Annotated in this window: 20 protein-coding genes; 10 read left to right on the top strand and 10 right to left on the bottom strand. The window is 65.3% G+C overall.

Going from position 1 to position 23,280, the window contains the following annotated elements; all coding sequences use genetic code 11:
• The first annotated feature begins 50 nt into the window (after nt 1–50).
• Complete coding sequence (locus MF134_RS22040; RefSeq protein WP_255341572.1) at nt 51–701, top strand: septation protein A; 651 nt, start codon at nt 51–53, stop codon at nt 699–701.
• A 7-nt stretch (nt 702–708) separates the two neighbouring features.
• On the opposite strand, the gene MF134_RS22035 is transcribed toward MF134_RS22040, so the two are convergent.
• From MF134_RS22035 to MF134_RS22020, 4 genes are all read right to left on the bottom strand, one after another.
• A complete protein-coding gene (locus tag MF134_RS22035; protein ID WP_255341571.1) occupies nt 709–1,542 on the bottom strand; it encodes a CDP-alcohol phosphatidyltransferase family protein in 834 nt (277 codons plus the stop codon).
• A complete protein-coding gene (locus MF134_RS22030; RefSeq protein ID WP_255341570.1) occupies nt 1,542–2,240 on the bottom strand; it encodes a phosphatidylserine decarboxylase in 699 nt (232 codons plus the stop codon). Before MF134_RS22030 ends, MF134_RS22035 begins: the two co-directional genes overlap by 1 nt.
• Nucleotides 2,241–2,416: 176 nt before the next feature.
• A complete protein-coding gene (locus tag MF134_RS22025; protein WP_255341583.1) occupies nt 2,417–4,231 on the bottom strand; it encodes an ABCB family ABC transporter ATP-binding protein/permease in 1,815 nt (604 codons plus the stop codon).
• A gap of 256 nt (nt 4,232–4,487) precedes the next feature.
• Entirely contained in the window at nt 4,488–9,212 is a 4,725-nt protein-coding gene (locus MF134_RS22020) for a LysM peptidoglycan-binding domain-containing protein (RefSeq protein WP_255341569.1), read from the bottom strand.
• 292 nt (nt 9,213–9,504) lie between these two features.
• On the opposite strand from MF134_RS22020, the gene rpmH reads away from it, so the two are divergent.
• From rpmH to yihA, 6 genes are all read left to right on the top strand, one after another.
• Nucleotides 9,505–9,639: a 50S ribosomal protein L34 gene (gene rpmH, locus MF134_RS22015; RefSeq protein ID WP_207350729.1), complete on the top strand. Its 135-nt coding sequence runs from the start codon at nt 9,505–9,507 to the stop codon at nt 9,637–9,639.
• A gap of 31 nt (nt 9,640–9,670) precedes the next feature.
• Nucleotides 9,671–10,060, top strand: coding sequence for a ribonuclease P protein component (gene rnpA / locus MF134_RS22010; protein ID WP_255341568.1), 390 nt, complete (start codon nt 9,671–9,673; stop codon nt 10,058–10,060).
• Entirely contained in the window at nt 10,060–11,862 is a 1,803-nt protein-coding gene (yidC, locus tag MF134_RS22005) for a membrane protein insertase YidC (RefSeq protein ID WP_255341567.1), read from the top strand. Before rnpA ends, yidC begins: the two co-directional genes overlap by 1 nt.
• Before the next feature lie 271 nt (nt 11,863–12,133).
• Nucleotides 12,134–12,679, top strand: coding sequence for a hypothetical protein (locus MF134_RS22000; RefSeq protein WP_255341566.1), 546 nt, complete (start codon nt 12,134–12,136; stop codon nt 12,677–12,679).
• A gap of 109 nt (nt 12,680–12,788) precedes the next feature.
• The gene (locus MF134_RS21995) at nt 12,789–13,427 is read left to right on the top strand and encodes a CatB-related O-acetyltransferase (protein WP_255341565.1); all 639 of its coding nucleotides are present in this window, start codon (nt 12,789–12,791) and stop codon (nt 13,425–13,427) included.
• Nucleotides 13,424–14,086 (top strand): ribosome biogenesis GTP-binding protein YihA/YsxC, encoded by a 663-nt coding sequence (gene yihA, locus MF134_RS21990; RefSeq protein ID WP_255341564.1) that lies wholly within the window; start codon nt 13,424–13,426, stop codon nt 14,084–14,086. Before MF134_RS21995 ends, yihA begins: the two co-directional genes overlap by 4 nt.
• A 9-nt stretch (nt 14,087–14,095) precedes the next feature.
• Here the strand turns inward: yihA and MF134_RS21985 are convergent, their stop codons facing one another.
• The 4 genes from MF134_RS21985 to MF134_RS21970 all read right to left on the bottom strand — a co-directional run bounded on the left by MF134_RS21985 (nt 14,096) and on the right by MF134_RS21970 (nt 17,193).
• Nucleotides 14,096–14,581, bottom strand: coding sequence for an arsenate-mycothiol transferase ArsC (locus tag MF134_RS21985; protein ID WP_457590045.1), 486 nt, complete (start codon nt 14,579–14,581; stop codon nt 14,096–14,098).
• A 278-nt stretch (nt 14,582–14,859) separates the two neighbouring features.
• Nucleotides 14,860–15,345: a UPF0262 family protein gene (locus MF134_RS21980; protein WP_255341563.1), complete on the bottom strand. Its 486-nt coding sequence runs from the start codon at nt 15,343–15,345 to the stop codon at nt 14,860–14,862.
• 10 nt (nt 15,346–15,355) lie between these two features.
• A complete protein-coding gene (gene hisD, locus MF134_RS21975; RefSeq protein ID WP_255341562.1) occupies nt 15,356–16,648 on the bottom strand; it encodes a histidinol dehydrogenase in 1,293 nt (430 codons plus the stop codon).
• 92 nt (nt 16,649–16,740) lie between these two features.
• A complete protein-coding gene (locus MF134_RS21970) occupies nt 16,741–17,193 on the bottom strand; it encodes a DUF2948 family protein (RefSeq protein ID WP_255341561.1) in 453 nt (150 codons plus the stop codon).
• Between the two features lie 245 nt (nt 17,194–17,438).
• Between MF134_RS21970 and MF134_RS21965 the strand changes: the two genes are divergently transcribed.
• Nucleotides 17,439–18,632: an acyltransferase family protein gene (locus MF134_RS21965; RefSeq protein WP_255341560.1), complete on the top strand. Its 1,194-nt coding sequence runs from the start codon at nt 17,439–17,441 to the stop codon at nt 18,630–18,632.
• A 106-nt stretch (nt 18,633–18,738) separates the two neighbouring features.
• On the opposite strand, the gene MF134_RS21960 is transcribed toward MF134_RS21965, so the two are convergent.
• Both MF134_RS21960 and MF134_RS21955 read right to left on the bottom strand, forming a co-directional pair.
• Nucleotides 18,739–20,067: an O-antigen ligase family protein gene (locus MF134_RS21960; protein ID WP_255341559.1), complete on the bottom strand. Its 1,329-nt coding sequence runs from the start codon at nt 20,065–20,067 to the stop codon at nt 18,739–18,741.
• Nucleotides 20,036–21,016, bottom strand: a complete 981-nt coding sequence (locus tag MF134_RS21955) for a glycosyltransferase family 2 protein (RefSeq protein WP_255341558.1) — start codon at nt 21,014–21,016, stop codon at nt 20,036–20,038. Before MF134_RS21955 ends, MF134_RS21960 begins: the two co-directional genes overlap by 32 nt.
• Nucleotides 21,017–21,227: 211 nt before the next feature.
• On the opposite strand from MF134_RS21955, the gene MF134_RS21950 reads away from it, so the two are divergent.
• Both MF134_RS21950 and MF134_RS21945 read left to right on the top strand, forming a co-directional pair.
• The gene (locus MF134_RS21950; RefSeq protein ID WP_255341557.1) at nt 21,228–22,469 is read left to right on the top strand and encodes a glycosyltransferase family 4 protein; all 1,242 of its coding nucleotides are present in this window, start codon (nt 21,228–21,230) and stop codon (nt 22,467–22,469) included.
• Nucleotides 22,469–23,275 carry a WecB/TagA/CpsF family glycosyltransferase gene (locus MF134_RS21945; RefSeq protein WP_255341556.1) on the top strand — a complete coding sequence of 269 codons (807 nt, stop codon included), beginning with the start codon at nt 22,469–22,471 and terminating at the stop codon, nt 23,273–23,275. Before MF134_RS21950 ends, MF134_RS21945 begins: the two co-directional genes overlap by 1 nt.
• Nucleotides 23,276–23,280 lie beyond the last annotated feature (5 nt).

Genomic DNA, 23,280 nt, shown 5'->3' with positions numbered 1-23,280 from the left:
CCTATCAATCGCCTGGGTCATCGCCCATATGAGCGGCGCAAGAGGTGAGCATGAAAGACCATATCTTCGAAGAAGACCCGAACGCGCCCGGCCGCAAGGAAGTGAACCCGCTTCTGAAATTCGCGCTGGAGCTCGGGCCGCTTCTCGTCTTCTTCTTCGCCAATTCCCGCGGCGAGCAGCTCGCCGCCATGTGGCCGGCGCTGGGCGAACTGGGCGGGCCGATCTTCATTGCGACCGCCCTCTTCATGGCCGCGATGGTGATCTCGCTCTCGGTCTCCTGGGCGATCACGCGGACGCTGCCGATCATGCCGCTGGTCACGCTCGCGGTGGTGCTGGTCTTCGGCACGCTCACGCTCTGGCTTCAGGACGAGACCTTCATCAAGATGAAGCCGACCATCGTCAACGCGCTCTTCGCCGCCGTGCTTCTGGGCGGCCTGCTCTTCGGCAAGTCGCTGCTCGGCTACGTCTTCGACCAAGCCTTTAAGCTCGACGCCGAGGGCTGGCGCAAGCTGACCCTGCGCTGGGGCCTGTTCTTCGTCTTTCTGGCCATCATCAACGAAGTCGTATGGCGGAACTTCTCGACCGATTTCTGGGTCGGCTTCAAGGTCTGGGCGACCATGCCGATCACCATCGTTTTCATGCTCACCCAGTTTCCTCTGATCAAGCGCCACTCGCTGGAGCCGATCGGCGGCGGGAAATAGGCGCGCCTCAATCCGCCTTCGGGAAGGTCAGCCGGTTTTCCCGCTGGGTACGCCGCTCGAACTCGCGCCAGGAGAACGGGATCGAGAGATAGTAGGCGAGCGCCGTCACCGTCAGGGTCGCCCAGAAGAAGCTGACCAGCGTCGCGACATAGAGGACGACGAGCAGCATGATCGGGATCGCGTAGCTGCGGGGCACGCGGATGCCCGCCCCCTTCCCGGACCAGGTGGGGATGCGACTTGCCATCAACAGGCCGACGAAGACGAGATAGAACGCCGTGAAGCCAGCCGTGACCTGCGGCAGACCGGCGTCGATGCCGATCAGGCTAACATACATGGGCAGAAGTGCGAGCGCGGCACCGGCCGGTGCGGGAACGCCGACGAAGAAGGCCCCGTGCCATTTCGGCCGGTGCGGATCGTCGAGCATGGTGTTGAAGCGCGCAAGCCGCAGGGCACAGCCCGAGACGTAGAGAAGCGCCGCGGTCCAGCCGAAGGCGCCGGCCTCCTTGAGCACATAGGCATAGAGCACGAGCGCCGGCGCCAGGCCGAAATTGACGATGTCGGCCAGTGAGTCCATCTCGGCGCCGAACCGGCTCTGGCCCTTCAGAAGCCGAGCGACACGCCCGTCGATGCCGTCGAGAAGCGCCGCGCCCAGAACCATCGCGATCGCCAGCTCGAACCGCCCCTCGAAGGCCAGCCGAATGCCGGTCATGCCGGCGCAGATCGCAAGGATCGTGATCAGGTTCGGCACGATCCGGCGAAACGGAATCCGGCGGGATCGCTGGCCCTCCGGCTCGTCGGGCGAGCCGGGATCGAAAGGCGGAAAGAGCTTTTCGAGTGCCATCAGTCGCGCCTCGCCGGCCAGGATTTGAGATTCTCGCCATATTCGGCGATCACGGTTTCTCCGGCATAGGCGCTCTGGCCCTCGGCAACCCGGGCCCGAACATCGCCCGGCAGATAGATATCGAGCCGAGAGCCGAAACGGATGAGGCCGAAGCGCTCGCCCGCCTCGATCCGGTCCTCCTGCTGCGACCAGCAGATGATGCGCCGCGCAATCAGGCCGGCGATCTGAACGACGCCGATCTCGCCCTTCGGGGTCTCGATGACCACCGAATTGCGCTCGTTCACCTCGCTCGCCTTGTCGAGCTCGGCGTTCTTGAACTGGCCCTCACGGTAGATGATGCGGGCGATGCGCCCGCGCATCGGCGCGCGGTTCACATGGCAATCGAACACCGTCATGAAAACCGAGACGCGCAGGACCGGCTCGTTGCCGAGCCCGAGTTCCACCGGCGGTGTCACATGCCCCACCAGCGAGACACGGCCATCGGCCGGGCTGATCACCAGATGGTCGGCGACCGGGGTCACGCGCTCGGGATCGCGGAAGAAATAGGCGCACCAGAGGGTGAGGATCAGGCCCAGCCAGAACAGCGGCTGCCACAGAAAGCCGAGGACGATCGAAGCACCGAAGAAGGCCGCGATGAAGGGATAGCCGGCCCGATGAACCGGGACGAGGACATTGCGGATGGATGCGATGATATGCACGGCGTTCAAGTGTCCTTCTGGTTTCGGCGGCCCTTCTGTCTCCGGCGGCAGGGGCGGAATTGTCTATCTTCAAGTGTCCGAGGTGGCAAACGAGTGCCGCCTTTGCCGCGCAGAAACGCAACGCGGCCATGTGCGAGCCCGTTCCGCCGCGTGACTCGCGCAGCGAGACCGCCGGCTCACACCGGATCCGTGCGCCGCCGCTCGATCACGCCGAACTCGTCGGATTCCCGCGCCTTGCGCAGCGCTTCTTCGGCCTCGGTCGCCTCGCGCTGCATCGCCCACATTTCGGCATAGAGGCCGGCATTCGCAAGGAGTTCGCGGTGCGAACCGCGTTCGACGATCTCGCCGGCCTTGAGCACCAGGATCTCGTCGGAATCGATGATGGTCGAAAGCCGGTGCGCGATGGTGAGGGTCGTGCGGTTCTTCGAGACCAGGTCGAGGGCCGACTGGATTTCCTGCTCGGTATGGGTGTCGAGCGCCGACGTCGCCTCGTCGAGGACGAGGATCGGCGGCGCCTTGAGGATCGTGCGGGCGATCGCCACGCGCTGCTTCTCGCCGCCGGAGAGCTTGAGACCCCGCTCGCCCACCATCGAGGCGAAGCCTTCCGGCAGGTCGCGGATGAAGCCGGCGATCTGGGCGAGTTCCGCCGCGCGCTCGACCTCCTGATCGCTGGCGTCCACGCGGCCATAACGAATGTTGTAGGCGATGGTATCGTTGAAGAGCACCGTATCCTGCGGCACGATCCCGATCGCCGCGCGCACGCTTTCCTGGGTCACCTGGGCGATGTCCTGCCCGTCGATGGTGATGCGCCCCGAGCCGACATCGTAGAAGCGGAACAGAAGCCGGGAGATCGTCGACTTGCCCGCGCCCGAGGGTCCGACGATCGCGACGGATTTGCCCGGCGGGACCTCGAAGGAAACGCCTTTCAGGATCGGGCGGGCCGGATCATAGCCGAACTTCACGTTCTCGAAGCGGATCGCGCCCTCTGACACCGCCAGCGGCTCGGCATCGGGCCGGTCGACCACCTCTTCCCGGATGCCGAGAAGCCGGAACATCTCCTCGATATCCGTCAGCCCCTGACGGATTTCGCGATAGACGAAACCGATGAAATTGAGCGGGATCGACAGCTGCATCAGCATGGCGTTGACGAAGACGAAATCGCCCAGCGTCTGGGTGCCGGCGCGAACCGCCATCGCCGACATCACCATGACGATCGCCATGCCGGTGCCGAAGATCACGCCCTGGCCGAAGTTCAGCCAGCCGAGCGAAGTCCAGATGCGCGTGGCCGACACCTCGTAGCGCGCCATGGACCGGTCGAAGCGCTCGGCCTCCATCGCCTCGTTGCCGAAATATTTGACGGTCTCGAAGTTCAGGAGTGAGTCGATCGCCTTGGTATTGGCGTCGGTGTCGGAATCATTCATGTCGCGGCGGATGCCGATCCGCCAGTCGCTCGCCTTGATGGTGAACCAGCCATAGAGCCAGATGGTCACCGCGATCACCGCGACATAGAGAAAACCGTAAGCGAAGGCGAAGATCGCAGCGACGAGGATGAACTCCAGGATCGTCGGCAGCGTGTTGAGGATGGTGAAGCGGACGATCGCCTCGATCCCCTTGGTCCCGCGCTCGATGATCCGCGACAGCCCGCCGGTGCGCCGCTCCAGATGGAACCGGAGCGACAGGCGGTGCATGTGGACGAAGGTGCGGTAGGCGAGCCGGCGCACCGCGTGCTGACCGACGCGGGCAAAGAGCGCATCGCGGAGCTGGTTGAGCCCGACCGAGACGACGCGAGCGACATTGTAGGAGACGACGAGGGTGATCGCGCCTGTCAGAGCGAGGGGGAGCCAGCCGGGGGTCTCGCCCGCATTGTCGAGGGCATCGGTCGCCCATTTGTAGAAATACGGAACGCCGACAGTCAGGAGCTTGGCGAGGACCAGGAAGATGGAGGCGTAGATGACGCGCATCTTGAGGTCCGGCCGCTCGGCCGGCCACATGTAGGGCCAGAGATTGAGGAGGGTCGACAGGGTCTTGCCGCTGTCGCCGGAAACGCGATCATCGCGATTGTCAGCCAAAAGTTTCCCCTTCGCGGCCGGCAGGCGGCCGCGCCGTTATCCCGTCTGGACCGTTCTTTGGAACCGATCTAATGCCGCGCAAGGCAAAGGTCGACCGGTAAGCGCTCCGACATGAGAGCGCAGGCCGGGCTTTCGCCGCCGCCCCTGGAAGGCGGCAGCAGGTGTCCTGGCGCCGGGACTATCCGTCCGAACGGCCGCTCCCGGCTTCGCCGGAGGATTCCTCGTCGTCCCCCTCGGGCATCTGGAAGACCTGCCCGGGATAGATCAGGTTCGGATCGCGGATCTGGTCGCCATTGGCCAGATAGATCACCGTGTAGCGCCGGCCGGCGCCATAGGCGTCCCGCGAAATCCGCCACAGCGTGTCGCCCTTGCGGATGATCACCCGGCTGCGGTTTGCCGTCGACAAGGCCGCCTGGCGGCGTGTCGGAACCCGGCTCGACTTGTCCGAGGCCGCGGTCTCGCCAAGCTGAAGCGCCGGCGCATCGGCCGGGCCCGGCTCCGAGGCCTCGTCCATGGCGGCGGAAGCTGCCGGGACGCTCTCGTCCTGGACCTGCGACGGCTCGGCGACAGCGACCCTGTCCGGCTCTCGATTGCGGCCCGCGACAGGGTCGTCGCCGAACCTGCCCACGTCCGGCTCAATGCCCTGAGCTGGCAGGGCTTCGAAATCCCCGGAAGGCGACAGTCCGTCCCGTGCATCCTGATCCCGATCGGCCGTGCGCGGTTCCTCGACGGCAGCGGACGGCTGGTCGGCCGCGTCAGCGGGGCCGGCGTCCGCCGCGGCGGAATCGGGCGAAGCCGTTGTCTCGGCCGTTTCCGTCGTCCCTGCCGAATCCGGGCCATCCGCATTGGCGACGTCCGGCGACCCCGCCGGCTTGCCGGTCGCGGCCGCATCCGTCGTCGGCGCGGAGCCTTCGCCGGACTCTCCACCGGGTTGCGGCCGCGCCGCCTCCACACCGTCTCCCGCCTCGGGGCCCGATGACGCGGCCGGCATCGTTTCGCCCGGGCCCGAGGGGCTCGGATCACCCGCCGGGGCTTCGGCGATCGCCGGTCCGTCCTCGGCCACGGCGTCATTTGAAGTCACCGACGACGCCGGCACGTCCGGCTCCTCTGCCTGCCGCGACACACGCCGACTCTTGCGCGCGTTTCCGCCATCGACGTGGGAGCCGTCCCCCTGACCCGGCGCGGCACCGGCCTGACCCGAGCTGTCGTCGGCGACGGCGGCCAATTGCGACCCTTCCGGACGATAGAACGGCACCTCGACCCGTGCGACGACGTCGCCGTCGGGCGCCAGCCGGTCGACGCGGATCGTGTGGTCGCCGACACCGAGATCCTGCGCGGAGGAGATGACGAAGCGGCCATTGGCGTCGGCCCGGCCGCCGGCAAAGGGCTCGTTGTCCACATAAACGCGGAACGCCGTGCCGGGCTCGGCCGAACCGGCGATGAACATCCGGTCGCCGTCGATCTCGACCGCCTCGACGCGCAGCGGGCTTCCAAGCCGCGTTCCGCGGTTCGACGTTGCGTCCTCCTCCGGCCCCGCGGCTTCATCCGGCGCGGCGCCGTCGCCCGGCAAAGCGGCCATGGTCTGATCGCTCGCGGCGCCATCGGATTGCGGCGTCTCGTCGTCGTTCGTAGAAGCCAATGGAGCCTCGTCGCTCGACGTGCTTGAAGATGCAGGTGTTTCCGTCATGGGGGGCGCAGGAGCCGCCGACCCGTCAGAACCAGCCTCATCCGAGGCGGCGGCGTTCTCTGCCGCATCCGATCCCGACGACAACGCCCGCGGCACTTCGATCAGCCGCGAGGCCTCGCCGGGCCGCTCGACCATGGCCAGGAGTTCGTCTGCATTTCCGTCCTGCGGCACGCTGACAACGGCCGTTTCGCCGGAAACCTTTTCGTCACCGTCCGGCGTCTCCGAATGGATCCGGATCGAATGGTCGCCAGCCGCCAGCGGTTCGTCGAGAACGATGACGAAATCACCGCCCCGCGTCGCCTTTTCGGTGGCAAGCGTCTTGTCTCCGTCGCGCAGCGTCACGGTGCTGCCCGGCTGCGAACGCCCGGCAATCACCGCAGACCCGTCCGGCTCGACCCGCAGAAGATCGAAGCGTGGTTCGTCTTTGTCCTGCGCATCGCTCGCCTCGCGGCCGGGCGACGAGGGACGCGTTGCGTCTTCGGTGTCGATACCAGCGACATCATCTCCCTCAGGCGGAGCAAGCGTGGGAAGCGAGGGCGCCGGGTCCGTCCGCGCTACGGCGCTATCCGGATCAGACGGCAAGGCATCGGACGGCGCCGAACGGTCCTCAGAGGCCGTGTCCGTCGGAGATGCGATCGACGGGGTCTCTGCCGCGCCATTGCCAGCCGCAGCGTCCGCGGCGTTGTCAGCGCTCGAGGACGGCTCGGGAGAAGAACCGCCGGAATCCTGGTCGCGACCGGCCGCAGCATCCGGCGCATCGGCAGCCCCCTCTTCGTCAGATGCGGAGTCCGCAGCATCCGCCTCGTCCGATGGAAGCGAGGCCGGAGGCGCCGTTAGGGCCGAGGAGTCCGGCTGGTCGGAGGGCGTCGCGGCGCCCTCCTCCGCGTCCAGGGCCGCCAGCGGTCCTGTCGCGCTCGCCTCGCCATCGGATGCTGCGGCATCCGCCGGGTTCGGCTCGGTCGCCGTGCTGGAATTGTCAGCGCTCGAGATCTGATCGCTGCTGCCGGACGTGGCATCGTCTTCCGGGCCGTTCGATGCCCGAGACGCGGCCTGGCGCTCGGCTTCGTCGAGTGTCGGTGCGGGAACCGGCGCCGTTGTTTCGGCCGAGACTCCTTCGCCCGCATCCGACGGGGCCCGGCCGGGGGCCGGGATCGTGTCCGCGGTTTGTTGGCTCGCGGCCTCGGGAGTGTCATCGACGGTGCCGACGTCCTCCTTCTCAACGCCACCGTCCGGACCAGCTGCAAGGACATCCGTAGCCGGCGCCGGCGCGGTCTCGGCCGCCCCGGCGGGAGTCTGTGCCTCGACGGCATCCGTGGCGGGCTCCTGCCTGCCGGGTCCGGAGGTTCGGCCCCCTGTGGGCTCGACCATGGCGGTATCCGTGGCGCCGGGCTCGGAGCCTGCTTCCGCTTCGCCTGCGTCGGCAACGGCATCCGCGTCTCCCGGCGCCCCATCGTCATTCGCCGCCTGCACCGCGGTATCGCGGTCGGTCGTGGCGTCGGATGGACTTGAAGGGCCTGGAGTCGGCGTCGTCGCAGATCCGGGCGAATCGGGAACGGCCGCGCTCGCCGGTTCAGACGATCCGGCGGTCTCCGCTTCGGTGGACTGCAGCGGATCATCCGACACCGGGCTCGAATCCGCTGTGGGCCCTGGCTGTTCGCCATTCGAGCTTTCAGCCGTCGTACCCTCCTTGGTCGCGGCATTTGCCTGGGACACTTCATCTTCGCCCGCGGAGCCGGGCGAAGATGCGGCGCTGTCCTGCTGCTCGCCGTTTCCTGTCCCGCGGGTAGACCGATCCGCCGTTTCGTCGGCCGCAACACGGTCGTCGGGAGATGGCGCGGCATCGCCGGTACGGGTCTCGACGAGCGCCATCGCATTCTCGCCGGTAGTCTCGGTCGCACTGGACCGGTCCTCAGCGTCGGCGGATGCCGGAGCCGATTGGTCCGAGGCGTCTTCTGAGGAGGCGGTCTGCAAGGTGCCCCCTTCGGACCCATCCGGCGCAGTCGACCCTGCGGAATCGGTCGACGTCGCAGATGTCTCGTCATCGCCCCGCGCCTCACCAGACGGAGGCGGCGAGGATGGTGCGGCGCCCGTAGCAGTATCGGAAGTCTGGCGATCTTCGGCCGAAGCGGACTCGTCCGACCCATTCGCAGCGTCGGAGCGGTCATTGGAGGCAGCCGCAACACCACCACCCGCGCGCGCATCCTCACCACCATCATCGCCGGCCAGAGTTGAAGGTGTCGCGCCATCCGCCAAAGCGTCTTCCGCTTCCGGATCGCGCAGAGCGGTCGCATCATCGGCGGGCGCCGGAGCCGCAGCCGCCAAGGAATCATCCAGGGCGCTTGACCCCACTTCGGAATCATCCTCCTCACCTGAGGCCGCCTGCGGCGGTCTCGCGGCCTCGGAGTCCCCCGGTGCCGTGGCCGAATCGCCGGCAGATGATGCGTTCGCAATCCGGTCGCCCTTATCGGAGGGCTCGCTTGCCGAACCCGCCGCATCATCCGGCGTGCCGGCCGCAATCAACTGGCTCCCGCCGTCCTCACCCTGAGACGGCGTTCGGGCGTTCTCCCGCGAGGCGTCGCCCGAAACCGAACTGCTCGCTTCCTGGGTTCCCGCCGAGCCGGGATCGTCGGCAGTGCTGACCGGCCCCTGCGCCTCTTCGCCGGCATCGCCCGACGCCACATCCGAGGGCTCGGGCTCAGCGGATGACCGGGAATCACTGCCAGAAGGAGCCTCGACCTGGGCGTTCGCATCGCCGTCGATGCCCTCACCGGTCGCCTCGTCGCGCGCATCCGTGGCGCCCGGCTCCTGCTCGCTTGGACCCTCATCGCCCGTGCCCGCATCAGACGTTGCGGCCGCGTCAGCCGAAGGTTCGGCACCCACTGCCGGTTCGCTCTCGTCACCGGCGGAATCGGTGGCGCCGCTCGGTCCATCGGTTGCCGCGACGTCGACCGCACCGCTGCCGTCACCATCCGCCGGGCCCGCAGCCGGGCTTTGTGCCTGGCGAGCGGCCTGTCCATCGTCCGAAGGCGAACCCTCCGCGTCCCCGGTCGCGACTCCTGCGACGTCGCTCACGGCACCGGCATTCTCGCTGGCGCTTCTTTCGCTGCGCTCGGCGATGCGCAGGCGTTCGCTGTTCAGCATGTCCCAATAGCCGGCGACGATCGCCGCCAGGAGAACGAGACAGAAAAGGACGATGCCCAGGGCTCTACGCTGCATGTATTCGCTCGACGTTCCGGAAGATCATCGTCGCCTCAGCCATTTTCTCGACGACGCTTGACAGTTAACGAAGCTTGGCCGGCGCCACAAGCGAGGAAGGCGGTACGCGCGACACGTCTCGGCCCAGTTTGAGTGACCGGGATGATTGACATTCCTGCCCTTGCCTTCTTATAAGCCCGACAGCGAGCGGGCGGCGTACCGCGCGACGGGTGTTTGCGCTCGGATGGCCGCGCCGGTTTCCCGGATTACACAGATTGAAGGGCCCGCGTCCGGAAACGCGGGTATATTGACGATGAAGCGTACCTATCAGCCTTCGCGGCTCGTCCGCAAACGTCGCCACGGCTTTCGCGCCCGCATGGCCACCAAGGGCGGCCGCAAGGTGATCGCGGCCCGCCGCGCCCGCGGCCGCAAGCGGCTGTCGGCCTAAGGGTTGCCGGGCGGTCAGCGGATCGCCCGCCATGGCTCTTCACACGCTCAAGAAGCGCGCGGAATTTGTCGCCGCGCGAAAGGGCCGTCGCCTGAACGGCCCGTTTTTCTTTATCGAAGCGTTGCGGCGCGGCGACACGTCGCCGGCGCGTTACGGTCTGACCGTGACCCGCAAGGTCGGCAATGCCGTCGAGCGCAATCGCATTCGCCGCCGCCTGCGTGAAGCGATTCGGGTCTCTGGTGAGGCTGACATGCTGCCCGGCATCGATTATGTGATCGTGGCGCGCAGGGAGGTGCTTGGCGCGCCTTTCGCCGAATTGTCGCAGGAATTGCGCCGCCGCTTCGCGAGGATGGCCGAGCCCAGACGCGAGACGGCCGAAACGCAGCGGCGCCCGAACCGGCGCCGATCGAGGTCTGACTGATGGAAAACAACCGCAACTTCCTGATCGCCATGGCGCTTTCCATCGCGGTCCTTGTCGGCTGGCAATTCCTCGTGGTCAGCCCTCGCATGGAAGCGCAGCAGCAGGAAGCCGAGCGCATCGCCGCCGAACAGGGCTCTCTGCAGACGCCGCAGACCTCGGCTGGCACCGACCAGAGCGACATCGCCGCGCCTTCGGGCCGCGAAAGCGTCATCTCCAGCCCGCAGCTGCCGGCCGCCCAAGATCGCGAGGCGGTCATCGCAAACGGCAATCGCGTGCCGATCGATACGCCCGAACTGTCCGGTTCGATCAATCTGACCGGTGCACGGCTCGATGATCTGCGGCTCAAGAACTATCATGAGACCGTCGACGAATCCTCGCCGACCATCGTCCTGCTCTCGCCCGAGCAGCTTCCGAACGGCTATTTCTCGGAAAACGGCATTCTCGTCCCGGGGCAAGGGCCGGTCGTGGGTGCATCGACCGAGTGGCAGGCCGAGGACGGAGCGCGACTGACACATGATTCGCCCGTCACGCTGACCGCAAGCCAGGGCGATCTCACCATCCGCCGGACGATTTCCGTCGACGATCATTTCATGTTCACGATCGAAGACCAGATCGAAAACACCGGCTCGGAAGCGGTCAGCGTTTCGCCCTATGGCCGGATCGTGCGCTATTCCAAACCGGAAGTGGCGGCCGCCTATGTTCTCTTCGAAGGTCTTTTGGGCGTCTTCGGCGAGGAGGGCCTCGACGAAGTCTCCTATTCCTCGATCGAGGACGATCAGCGTGTCGACCAACCGCGATCGACCGGCGGCTGGCTCGGCATCACCGACAAGTACTGGGCGACGACGCTGATCCCGGAAGGCAACCGCGCCTTCGAATCCCGCTTTCTCTACCGCACCGGCCAGCGCCCGCACTACCAGACGGAATTCGTCACCGATGCGCTGACGGTTCAGCCGGGCGAGAGCGTCACGTCGCTCACCCGCAACTTCGCCGGCGCGAAGGTCGTGGACCGGATCGAGGGTTACGAGGAGGCGCTGGAGATCCGCCAGTTCGGCCAGCTGATCGACTGGGGCTGGTTCTATTTCATCACCCGGCCGATGTTCTATGCGCTCGATTACATCTATACGCTCATCGGCAATTTCGGCGTGGCGATCCTGATCGTCACCGTCATCCTCAAGCTCTTCTTCTTCCCGCTCGCCAACAAGTCCTACAAGTCGATGGCGCGCATGAAGACCGTGCAGCCCAAGATCATGGAGCTGCGCGAGCGCTTCAAGGACGACAAGCAGAAGCAGCAACAGGAGATGATGCGGATCTACAAGGAGGAGAAGATCAATCCGGCCGCGGGTTGCTGGCCGATCCTCATCCAGATCCCCGTCTTCTTCGCGCTCTACAAGGTGCTGTACGTCACCATCGAGATGCGGCACGCGCCCTTCTTCGGCTGGATCCAGGATCTCGCGGCCCCCGATCCGACGTCCATCTTCAACCTTTTCGGTCTCATCCCGATCGAGATGCCGTATATCCTGATGGTCGGCGTGTGGCCGATCCTGATGGGCATCACCATGTTCATCCAGATGCGGCTCAACCCGACGCCGCCGGATCCGACCCAGCAGATGATCTTCACCTGGATGCCGGTGATCTTCACCTTCATGCTGGCGTCTTTCCCCGCGGGTCTCGTGATCTACTGGACGTGGAACAACTTCCTCTCGATCATCCAGCAGAGCGTGATCATGAAGCGCAACGGCGCGAAGATCGAACTCTGGGACAATCTGAGGGGCTTGTTCCGACGAAAAGAGAAGACCTCCTGACGAACAGCGGACGGCGTTCGCCCTCCGTCAGCACGCCGGCGCCATCCAACCCCACACGTCACGGCGTGGCGCTGCCTTGCGGATATCCGGCGTCGCCCCGATTTGCAGCCATTCCGGCGCGTGAACGCCTTCTCAACCGTCCCTGCGTCAGACTGCGTGAGTCTGACCGGAGCATTGCTCCAATGCCGCCAGATGGATTGGACGAGGCCATTGCGGGGAAGGAAGAATCATCATCGCCAGTACATCGCGGACGGAACGAGCCGTCGGATTCGTGATCGACAATCATCAAATCGTCTCTGCACTCATGGTCATGCCGGGCATCGCGGTGCTGCTGATCCTGGCGGTTCCCAATGGCCTTAACGACTTCCTCACATCCCGTGCCTACGGCGATCGAATGATGCCCTTCGCGGTCGCGGCCAGCGTGTTCGTCGCGCCGCTCCTGAGCTTCGAACTCTACCGCGCCCTCGCCTATGCCGATCGCCACCCTCGCTTCGCGGGCCGTGTCAGGAGCTGGCACAAGACGGTCGCCGCCCTCCTCGTTGGACCTTTGGCCGGCTTTTGCCTCTACAAGATCCTTCTCAGTCCCGTCCCGTTCGTCCTCCACCAGTTCAGCTTGGCCTCGCCCGCGACATATTCGTTTCAGGTCGAGGAGAAGATCAGTGAGAGGAATTGCTACGGCTACAGAATCGCCAATGAACGGTTCTTCTCGAACACGCTTTGCGATACCTCCATCGGCTCGAGCATTCTGGGCGGGCGGGTCCGGCTCGAAGGTCTGGAGTCCTATTATGGGCTGCAGATTTACGACGCGATCCGGTAGAGTCGCGGCGAGGTGAAGATGGCCGGTACGTGCAGCCGGTTGCTTCGAAAATACGTCATGTCGCGGGGATCGGCGCCGATCGTCTTGCGGGCAGGGCCAAGGACAAGACATGCAGGGACCATCACCCGACACGCTCTATCCCCTCCCCGGCTTTCCGCGGGCGGTGTTCCTCAAGGACGTCATTACCCGACCGAACATCGAAGTCGGCGACTACAGCTATTATGACGATCCCGACGGCGCCGAGCGCTTCGAAGAGCGCAATGTCCTGCACCATTTCGAGTTCTACGGCGACAGGCTGATCATCGGCCGCTTCGTCGCGATCGCTTCGGGCACGCGCTTCATCATGAATGGCGCGAACCATGCCATGGGTGGCTTTTCGACCTATCCGTTCAACATCTTTCAGGGCGGCTGGGAGGAAGGGTTCGACGTGAACACGTGGCTCGGCCAGAGCCGGGGTGATACGGTGGTCGGCAACGATGTCTGGCTCGGCATGGAAAGCCTGATCATGCCGGGCGTCAGGATCGGCGACGGCGCGATCGTGGCCGCCCGCTCGACAGTGGTCACGGACGTGCCACCCTATGCCATCGTCGGCGGCAATCCCGCCCGCGTCGTCCGCATGCGTTTCGACGAAGCGACGGTGGCAAGGCTCCTGGAAATCGCCTGGTGGCACTGGCCGGTAGACAAGATCACGCGCAATCTCGACCGCATCCGCGGAGCCGATGTCACGGCGTTGGAGGAAGCCCGATGAACAGCGACGCCCCCTCCCCGCTTGACCTGGTCGACCGGCGCTTCTTTCGCACCCCTTGGGTCTTCGTACGCGGCGTGCCGGCGCTGAAGTTTCTTCCGCCAGAAGGACCGCCCGAAATCGCCTTCGCCGGGCGTTCCAATGTCGGCAAATCGTCGCTGATCAATGCCCTGCTCGGCCAGAAGGGGCTCGCCCGCACCTCGAACACGCCGGGCCGGACGCAGGAACTGAACTATTTCGTGCCCGACGGCTACGGCGACCCCGCCGCTGGCCTGCCCCCGATCGCGCTGGTGGACATGCCGGGCTATGGCTATGCCAAGGCGCCGAAGGACCGGGTAGATGCCTGGACCAAGCTCGTCTTCGACTATCTTCGCGGACGGCCGAGCCTGAAGCGGGTCTTCCTCCTGATCGATGCGCGGCATGGCCTCAAGGCGAACGATCTGGAGGTCCTAGACCTTCTCGATCGCGCCGCGGTCTCCTATCAGATCGTTCTGACCAAGGTGGACAAGATCAAGAAGCCGGCGATCCCCAAGCTCGTCGATGACACGCTCGCGGCGATCAAGCGGCGACCCGCCGCATTCCCGACGCTGATCGCGACCTCATCGGAAAAGGACGTGGGGCTCGACGATCTGCGCGTGGCGATCCTGCAGCTCGCTGACTGACCACACGTGTCAGGCTGCGCCGCTGAAGCGCTGCCGCAATCTTTGTTCGATGCGCCCAAGAAGATCGCGATAGGCGTCGAGGATCTGCTCGCGCGAACCGGTGACGACGGAAGGGTCCGGCATCGGCCAGAATTCCACCTCGACCGACGATGTCCCGGTCGCGTCCAGCGCCGCATGGTGGGCCTCGGGCGCCATGGTGACGATCAGGTCGAAATAGCTGTCTTCCAGATCCTCGTAGCGCTGCGGCTGGCGTTCGCCCAGGGAAAGGCCCCGTTCGGCAAGCACGGAATCGACGAACGGATCGCGCTGACCGGACCGCACCCCGGCCGAGGCGATGTAGACCGTCGGCGGCAAGATTTCCCGAGCGAGCGCCTCGGCAATCGGCGAGCGGATGGCGTTCATGCCGCAGAGAAACAGGACGGAGGAGATCTTGTCTCCGCTGGCCGGCGGACTTTCGTTGCCCGCCGAAGGGATCGGATGATCCGGCCCGTTCACCGATGGGCTCCAGGGTCAGAGTGGGGAATGGCTATCAAGACGCCCTCCATACCCCCCTCTGTCACTGACGTGACATCTCGCCCACAAGGGGGGAGAGTGGTGGGAGCCAGCGTCCATGAAGGCCTTTCTCCCCCCTTGTGGGGGAGATGCCGGCAGGCAGAGGGTGGTCGTACCGCTAAACTGCAATTGCCGATTGGCAAGAGCCTGGCAGCGGCCGACCAACCGCTTACCGAAACGGCCAAATTCCCCCTGCCGACAAAGAACCCGGCCAACACCGATCAGCTCCGCCAGTGGAGGACGCAGATCAGGGTAAAGAGCCGGCGTGCCGTGTCGAGATCGATGTCGATCTTGCCCTTCAGGCGCTCCATCAGGGTCTGGGAGCCGTCATTGTGAATGCCGCGGCGGCCCATGTCGATGGCCTCGATCTGCTGCGGCGTCGCCGAGCGGATGGCTTCGTAATAGCTGTCGCAGATCATGAAATAGTCGCGAATCACCTTGCGAAACGGCGTCAGCGACAGGATGTGCGTCACCAGCTGCTGGTCGTTCTCGTCGCGAATGTCGAAGACGAGGCGCTTGTCGGCCAGCGAAAGCTTCAGCTTGAACCGCGCCCCCTCGGGCGCACCGGCCGGATTGAAGACGTTTTCCTCGATGAGATCGAAAATCGCGACCGCGCGCTCGTGCTCGACGTCCGGTGTGGCGCGGCCGATGGTTTCGTCGAGCTCGACATCGACGAGGCGGCCCTGGGATTGGCTTTCATCCGCCATGGCGTCCGCCTCACAAATTCAGCCGGATCGCGACCGAGCGGCCGTGGGCGTCGAGACCTTCGACACGCGCCAGTTCGATCGCCGCGGGGCCGAGAGCCCGCAACTGGTCCGGCCCGAGCTTCAGGATCGACGTGCGCTTGACGAAGTCGAGCACCGAAAGCCCGGAGGAAAACCGCGCCGAGCGCGCTGTCGGCAGCACGTGATTGGACCCGCCCACATAGTCGCCGATCACTTCCGGCGTGTGCCGGCCGAGGAAGACAGCCCCCGCGTTGCGAAGCTTCGCAAAGAGCCGGTCCGGCTCCTCGACGGCAATTTCAAGATGCTCCGGCGCGATCCGATCCGACAGCGGCACGGCATCTTCGAGGGACGGTACCACGATGATCGCGCCGTGTTCGGCCCAACTCGCCGCGGCCGTCTCGGAACGCGACAGACGGGCCAGCTGGCGCTCCACCGCCTGTTCGACCGCGTCCGCGAAGGCGGCGTCATCGGTGATCAGGATCGACTGTGCCGCCTCGTCATGCTCGGCCTGGCTCAACAGATCGGCCGCGATCCAGTCCGGATCGTTGTCGCCATCGGCGATCACCAGGATCTCGGACGGACCGGCGATCATGTCGATCCCCACATGGCCGAAGACCTGGCGCTTGGCCGCGGCGACGAAGGCATTGCCGGGACCGACGATCTTGGCGACAGGGGCGATGGTCTCGGTGCCGTAGGCGAGAGCCGCCACGGCCTGGGCGCCGCCGATCCGGTAGATTTCATCGACACCGGCAAGCCGGGCGGCCGCCAGAACAAGCGGATTGAGCGCGCCGCGCATGGCCGGCACGACCATGGCGATGCGCTCGACCCCGGCGACCTTTGCCGGCACGGCGTTCATCAGGACAGACGAGGGATAGCTCGCCTGCCCGCCCGGCACGTAGAGCCCGACGGACTCGACCGCCGTCCAGCGGCTGCCGAGTTCCACACCGGCATCGTCCACGTAGCGGTCGTCCTTCGGGCGCTGGCGTTCGTGATGAGCGGTGATCCGGCGATGGGCGAGTTCCAGGGCCGATCGGGTCTCGGCGGGCGTCGCTTCGAAGGCGGATTCGATCTCCGCGTCCGAAACGCGCATCGTCGCAGGAGTGAGTTCCAGCTTGTCGAACCGATGGGTGAGTTCCAGAACGGCGGCATCGCCCTCGGCACGGACCCGCGCGATGATCCCGCGCACCGCGTCGTCGACATCGGCCGCCTGCTCGCGCTTGGCGGAAAGCAGCGCGGCAAAGCGCGCCTCGAAATCCGGATCGCCGCTTTCAAGCCGCCAGGGCAAGTCTGTCTCCCTTTTCACTCCCGAGCGCAGTTGCGATCGGCAACAGCGCGACAATGACTGTCATGGGGGCTGGCCTTCGCCGCAGCGGCCTTTCACCCGCCATGATTGGGCCGCGCCGCGGCGCTCCAGGCGCCGCCGACATCGGTCAGTTGCGCTTCCACGACCTCGACGTCGAGCCTTATCGCGGAGCCGCCGGCAAAGACAAGCTCGATGACGCCGGAGGGCGCGCTCGCCTGTTCGAAGCGCACGGCCAGGAGCACGAGCACGTCCTCGGCCCCCATCTTGTCGAATCCCAAACGCTTCGCGCCCGTCACCCGGTCGAAATGCAGGACTGCGCGCCGCCGTTCGTATTGCGGGCGATGAAACAGGGAAAAGCGTTTCGGCGAGACGACCTTCTCCCAGACGAAGCGGTTCATCTCCATGACGAATTGCTGATCATGCGGGAAATATCGACAATCCTCGACGCGGATCACCGCGTCCTGACAATGCGCCGAAAGGATCGCAAGGTCTTCAGCGTCGACAGCAAGCAGGCGCAATCGATCCATCGGGGCCGGCAACCTTTCCATAAACAACGAGATCGTCCCGGCGCGTCACTTAGGCGGGAAGTCCGGCGCTGCAAGCAAGCTCATCGGGAGACGGCCTCGCGGCCCCGCAGATCCTCTCGACAGATCGAAATGCGAGCGGCCGATTAACGTTTCCTTGCCCTTGCTGCGTCTAGGCTTGGCTCTCGCGCTCACGAGCGAGCGCCGTCCCGCCCCATGCCCGCCGGAAATCGCGGAGAAGAGAGCCCATGATTGCCGTGAAGGCCAAGCAGCGTTCTTCGGGGGCAGGCAGATTTGCGGCGCTGGATGGCTGGCGCGGCATTTGCGCTCTGCTGGTCGTCTGCCTGCATGCGCCGGTCTCGGGTTTCATCCACGAGAGCGCCTTCTTTCGCCATGGCTTTCTATTCGTCGACTTTTTCTTCGTTCTCTCCGGCTTCGTGATCGCCCACGCCTTTCACGACAGCCTGGCAGAGAAGCGCAATTTCGGCGGGTTCCTCCTGCAGCGCGTCTTCCGCGTCTACCCGCTGCACATCGCCATGTTGGCCCTGTTCGTGGCTTACGAGGTGGCGATGCTCCAGCTGCGCGGACCGGACGCCGCATTTCAAGGCGGTGATTCGGTCTCTGCGCTCGTTCACAACGTTCTCATGACGCACTCCCTCGGTGTACTCGACAGTCTGGGATGGAACTATCCAAGCTGGAGCATTTCAGCCGAACTGCTCGCCTATACGGCTTTCGCTGCCGTGGTGGTCTTCGCGCCCACCTTTCTCATTCCGCTCGCCGCGATGACGATCGCCATCGGGCTTGTGGCGATCGCATTTTTCGACGGCACGATGGACACGACCGTGCATCTCGGCTGGCTGCGATGTCTCGCCGGCTTCTCCGTCGGCGTGCTCATCCGGCGGATCGCGTGGGAGGAGACGACCGAGCCGGGTCACGAACGGTCCTCGGGGCTCTGGAGCGTTGCGGAGTGCGCGACCGTCGTGATGGTGGCGGTCTTCGTGACGCTTCTCGGCGGCACCGTTCTGTCGGTGGCCGCACCCTTCGTCTTCGGCTTCGCCGTCTATGTCTTTGCCCATGAGGGCGGCGGAATCAGCCAGGTGCTGAAGTCGCGTCCGATCGCCTTCCTGGGGGCGATCTCCTATTCGGTCTACATGACCCACGCCTTCGTGATCTCGCGCACGGAAAACGTCGCCACGATCCTTGGCCCGCATATTCCCTGGTCCGTCTTTTCGGAAGCCGCCGATGGCAAGCGCCTTCTCGGTGCGAACGAGGGGCAGGCGCTCCTGGCGATTGGCCTGATCATGGCTGGAACGATCGTGTTCAGCGCGCTCACCTACCGTTTCGTCGAGCGACCGGGCATCGCCCTTGGCCGACGTCTGGCGAAGTCGGGCAACCGAACGACGACGAACGGCGCGCCCCTTCAAAAGCAGGCAGCGGCTTAGGCTCCCGCACCGCTCCCTCGGCTCTACTCGATCGATTGCTTCAACTCGTGAGAGAAGGCGCGACAGCTTCGGATCGAACGATGCCCTTTGCTTGCGCTTTTCGCTTTCAATCTCCGGGCGCTGCCTCGACCCGGTGACGGGCGAGCAGCCTGAGACCCACCACGGCGAACCAGACCAGCATCCAGACCGGATTGGCCCGTTCGAACAGAAAGCTCTCGAGAAACGAATTCAGGAGCAGATAGGTCAGGATCATCAGGAGCATGTCACCAAGGCAGGTGCTCTCTGCGTCACGGCCAATCCGGGCATAATCGATCAGCGGCAGGATGACGAGCGCGATCACCGCGATCACAAGGCCCGGCACCCCCATCGAGATCGCAACATCCAGATAGCCGTTATGGGCGTTCGGACTGCCGCGCGGATCCCAGGTCAGCTCGAAATTCCTCTCCGTGTGTGCGACCACATCGGTCTGCCAGAAGGCATTCAGGCCGAAGCCCGTCCACTCGTGACCACGAAAGATCTCGAGGGCGAAGCGCCAGAGATCCATGCGCCCGGTGAAGGTGGTGCCCGGCACCGCCCATTGCACGATCGCGTCGAGGGTCGGGGAGAGCACGGTTCCGAGCGTCAGCAGCGCCATAGTGACCAGCGTTGCGAAGATTGCCACCGACAAGAGCCGGCGACCGCCCATCAGCCGCAGCCCGATGACCAGGACGGTGACCAGAGGCAGGAGGCCCGTCGCGGTCTTCGAACCGGTCTGCAGGACGAAGAAGCAGGCTCCGGCGGCAATTGTCACGCCAACCAGCTTCATGTTGGAACGAAAGAAATAGATGCCGAAGAAGAACAGCGAGCCGATGACCGCGCCGGCGACGTTCTTGTGGGAATAGATACCGCGCCAGAGTCCGGCATGTTCGGCTTCCGATCCCACCCCGCCGCTCGCGTCGTGGATCGCCGACGCCGGCATGGCAATGACGCCGAAATAGGACAGGCCAAGCACGGCCAGCGCACCGATGGCAAGGACCGTTCGAAACGCCCGGCCATCGATCGGAAAGCAGAAGACGCCCGTGACGGCGCTCATCGCGAGAAGCGTGAAGAGAGCCGAGCGAAGGGCGTTTTCCGGACTGGGTGCCCAGAAGGCGCTCGCCAGCAGCCATCCCGCCATGATGATCCACCAGGGTCGCAGGAGCGACAGGCCGACGCGAGGTTTGGTGAAGACGAGATGGCTGGCGAGAACCAACCCCGCCAGGGCCGAATAGCCGAGCTGATTGATCAGCGAGCCCGCGTCCTGATTGCCCTCGAACGTCACGGCAAAGGGCGTGAAGGTGACGAGGAGCGCGCAAAGGACCGCTGCCGCGACAACCAGCCGGACGAAAGCGATCCAGTCCTCAGCGCCGATCGCGAGGTCCGGCTCAGTTCTGCTCAGGTCGGCGGTATTGCTCATTCACCTGTCCGAACTCGGCGAAAAGCCGCCCAAGTGCCACCTGGAGGTGGTAGATGCCGATCAGCGGCGATCCGGTACCCCAGGCGAGCACGAGCGAGCGCCAGGGCGAGGCGGCCAGCAGCGCCAGGCTCTTGGCGACACGTTTCCACCCCGCCAGCGCGCCGCGTCCGCGCCGGCTCTCGATCATCGCGGAGATGGCCCCGTTGCGCAGGCCGCGCGCGTTGAGCCAGGAAAACTCCGTGCGCCGCGCTGGTACGCTCTCGTAGACGCAGGCCTCTGCGCACCAGCCGAAGCGAAAGCCCCGCTCCTTGCAGCGCGAATAGAAATCGCTGTCACCGCCGCCGATGAAGTTGAACGCCGTGTCGAGGAACGGCGCGCCCATGGCTTCCAGCACATGTCGGCGGATCAGCACGTTGCCGGATGAAAACAAGATCGGCACGACCCGGGTTTCGCGATAGTGCGGCACGAAGACCGGATGTCGGCTGAGCGCCATTTTCGCTCCTGCCTCGAAACACGGCACTTGCGGCCCTCCGACGATATCGGCGCCGAGACCATCGGCCGCCGCGATCATCGTCGCGACCCAGTTTTCGTCGGCCGTCTCGTCATCGTCGATGACCAGGAGATGGCGCATATTGGGGAAATCGGCGAGGGCAGTCTGCCAGCCGGCGTTGTAGGCCGAGCAATTGCCCCGCTCATGGGCAATGAGCACGAGCCCGGCCATCGTACCGTCTTCAAAGAGCGGTCGCGCGGCCTGGAGCCCCTCCTGCCCTTCGGCATCGTTCTCCATGACGATGACGGCGAACGGCCCGGCATTTCGCTGCCGGGCCAGGCTGGACAGGGTCTTCAGGAGATGATCCGGCCGCCGAAAGGTCGGCAGCGTCACCACGGTTTCGATGCGTGCGGCTTCGAGACCCGGCGAAACACATTCAATCGTGATCTTCTGCGACATGCCTGCTGCGTCCCGGACGGCTTTGAAAGGCTGGCCGCAGCAAAGCATGACTTCGTGAACAATCTCTCGCCCAGACACAACGAAATCCCATCGATTTCGCACATGCCCCACAGGAATGACGCGTTGATCGAAATTGTCGCGATTGGATTAGGAGGATCGCAAGGTGTTTGTCGCAGCTTGTGGTGCCATTACGTAACCAGGCCCCGGCTGAATGCACCTCCTCTTCGTCACCTCCTTGCTGCCGGAACGGGATCCGACGACCGGCTTCGAGATCGCCAACCAGGCGATCATCGCGGCCTATCGTCGGCAGGGCGTGCGACTGAGCTTTGCCGGTTTCAGACGGCCGGGCAGCCGCCCGCCTGGCCACGACTCCGTCGATCTCGGCGAGATCGTAATCGAGAATGCCCTCGCCTCGCGCAAGCAAAAGGCGCTGTGGGCGCTTCGGGCGATGGCCTCGGGACGCACCATTTCGGCCCAGAAGCTCGCACTTTATTCGCGCGCCGCCCTGATGAAACGTCTGGCAGAGGCCGGACCGGTGGACGGATACATCCTGAACTCCGTGCAGATGCCCGGCGCCTATCCCTTCCTGTCACGCGAAATGCCGTCGATCTTCATCGCCCACAATGTCGAGCATCGTTCGGCGCTGGAGAATGCGAAGAACGCCACAGACGCGACTTCGCGCCTGCTCTACCGCCGTGAAGCCGCCCTGCTCAAACGCGTCGAGACGCGGCTCTGCCGGCAGGCGAGAGTGATTCATGGCCTCAGCGCCGCCGATCTGGAGGGCCTCGGACTTGCCGGCGATCCGCGTGCCCTGCCGCTTGCCCTGTCGATCGGCCGGCCCGCTTCGAAGCATGACGCCGGCGAGCGCAGGCACGACGTGGGCCTGATCGGCACGTGGAGCTGGGCGCCCAACCGGGTCGGCCTCGACTGGTTCGTGAACGAGGTCGCGCCGCATCTGCCGAACGACATCACCGTTGCCATCGCCGGGCGTTTCGATGGAGGCCCTCCGGCTGCGCCCGCAAACATCCGCTATGTCGGACGCGTGCCCGATGCCCAGGCCTTCGTCCGAGCTTCGCGCGTTCTGGCGCTGGCTACAAGGGGCGGCACCGGGGTGCAGTTGAAGACGATCGAGACCTTCGAAGAAGGCATGCCGGCCGTTGCGACGCCTGCCGCCCTGCGCGGCATCGGCAGGATCCCGGCCAATGTGCGGACGGCCGATGATGCGCGCGGTTTTGCAAACGAGCTTGCGGCACTGGTTCGCGCGGAGCGGGCCGGAGCCAATCTGCGCCTGGACGGATCGGCCTTCGCCATGAGCCAGAAGCTGGCCCTCGACCGTGCAATTCAGGACGGGCTTCGGCGATTCGACCGCGCCCATGAGCTACACAGTCGCGGCGCAGCGACGGCATCGCCACAGGCTGGACGCCTCGTATCCCTCTCACCGGAGCGCGGGTGATGATCGTGGACGCACTCACCGATGCCCGGAACTCACCCGCCATTGCTCCTCATAACGAGGCCTGCCATGCAATTGGCGGGATCGCGGTAGCAAACACGACGGCTGCGACGGCCATCGGCTATGTAGAGGCCGCACTGCGGGGCGGCCGGCCCATGAAGCTCGCCTTTCTGAACGCCCATTGCGTCAACATCTCCCGCAAGAACGCTAGCTATCGCAAGGCGTTGCGCGACTTTCTGGTTCTGCCCGACGGGGTTGGCCTCGACATCGCCGCCAAGCTTCTGCACGGGTCGCCTTTCACCGAGAACCTCAATGGCACAGACTTCGTGCCTCGCCTCGTCGCTGGACTCTCGGGACATCGTCGCGTCGCCCTTCTCGGTGCGGCGCCCGGCGTCGCCGAGCGGGCCGCAATGCGCCTTCGTGAACTGGCGCCCAACCACGAATTCGTGGCGGTCTCGGACGGCTTCTTCTCCCCCGACGATCTTCCCGACGTCCTTGAGCGCCTGGAACAGGCCAAGGCCGATATCGTCATCGTCGCCCTCGGCGTTCCGCGTCAGGAACTCTTCATCGGCCGTCATCTCGATCAGCGCCACGGTCAGGTGTTTCTGGCCGTGGGCGCCCTGTTCGACTTTCTGGCAGGCGACGTGCGGCGGGCGCCCCGTGCGGTTCGCGCGCTGCGGCTCGAATGGGCCTGGCGTCTGATCCTCGAGCCGAAGCGCCTCTGGCGCCGCTACGTCCTGGGCAACCCGGCCTTCATGAAGGACTTGCTCCTCGACAAGCTGCGGCTATGGTGTGTGGGGAGCCTGTAGGCTCC

The sequence above is a fragment of the Jiella marina genome (assembly GCF_024359545.1).
Classification (GTDB): Bacteria; Pseudomonadota; Alphaproteobacteria; order Rhizobiales; family Rhizobiaceae; genus Jiella.
The sequence above is the reverse complement of the archived record's forward strand: the minus strand, read 5'-3'. Positions and strand labels throughout refer to the sequence as shown.

Bases quoted from the DNA above. Each gene is read 5' to 3' on its own strand.
- MF134_RS22040 (WP_255341572.1), top strand. From the start codon at position 51: ATGAAAGACCATATCTTCGAAGAAGACCCGAACGCGCCCGGCCGCAAG.
- MF134_RS22035 (WP_255341571.1), bottom strand. From the start codon at position 1,542: ATGGCACTCGAAAAGCTCTTTCCGCCTTTCGATCCCGGCTCGCCCGAC.
- MF134_RS22025 (WP_255341583.1), bottom strand. From the start codon at position 4,231: ATGTGGCCGGCCGAGCGGCCGGACCTCAAGATGCGCGTCATCTACGCC.
- MF134_RS22020 (WP_255341569.1), bottom strand. From the start codon at position 9,212: ATGCAGCGTAGAGCCCTGGGCATCGTCCTTTTCTGTCTCGTTCTCCTG.
- rpmH (WP_207350729.1), top strand. From the start codon at position 9,505: ATGAAGCGTACCTATCAGCCTTCGCGGCTCGTCCGCAAACGTCGCCAC.
- rnpA (WP_255341568.1), top strand. From the start codon at position 9,671: ATGGCTCTTCACACGCTCAAGAAGCGCGCGGAATTTGTCGCCGCGCGA.
- yidC (WP_255341567.1), top strand. From the start codon at position 10,060: ATGGAAAACAACCGCAACTTCCTGATCGCCATGGCGCTTTCCATCGCG.
- MF134_RS21995 (WP_255341565.1), top strand. From the start codon at position 12,789: ATGCAGGGACCATCACCCGACACGCTCTATCCCCTCCCCGGCTTTCCG.
- yihA (WP_255341564.1), top strand. From the start codon at position 13,424: ATGAACAGCGACGCCCCCTCCCCGCTTGACCTGGTCGACCGGCGCTTC.
- MF134_RS21980 (WP_255341563.1), bottom strand. From the start codon at position 15,345: ATGGCGGATGAAAGCCAATCCCAGGGCCGCCTCGTCGATGTCGAGCTC.
- MF134_RS21970 (WP_255341561.1), bottom strand. From the start codon at position 17,193: ATGGATCGATTGCGCCTGCTTGCTGTCGACGCTGAAGACCTTGCGATC.
- MF134_RS21965 (WP_255341560.1), top strand. From the start codon at position 17,439: ATGATTGCCGTGAAGGCCAAGCAGCGTTCTTCGGGGGCAGGCAGATTT.
- MF134_RS21960 (WP_255341559.1), bottom strand. From the start codon at position 20,067: ATGAGCAATACCGCCGACCTGAGCAGAACTGAGCCGGACCTCGCGATC.
- MF134_RS21955 (WP_255341558.1), bottom strand. From the start codon at position 21,016: ATGTCGCAGAAGATCACGATTGAATGTGTTTCGCCGGGTCTCGAAGCC.
- MF134_RS21950 (WP_255341557.1), top strand. From the start codon at position 21,228: ATGCACCTCCTCTTCGTCACCTCCTTGCTGCCGGAACGGGATCCGACG.
- MF134_RS21945 (WP_255341556.1), top strand. From the start codon at position 22,469: ATGATCGTGGACGCACTCACCGATGCCCGGAACTCACCCGCCATTGCT.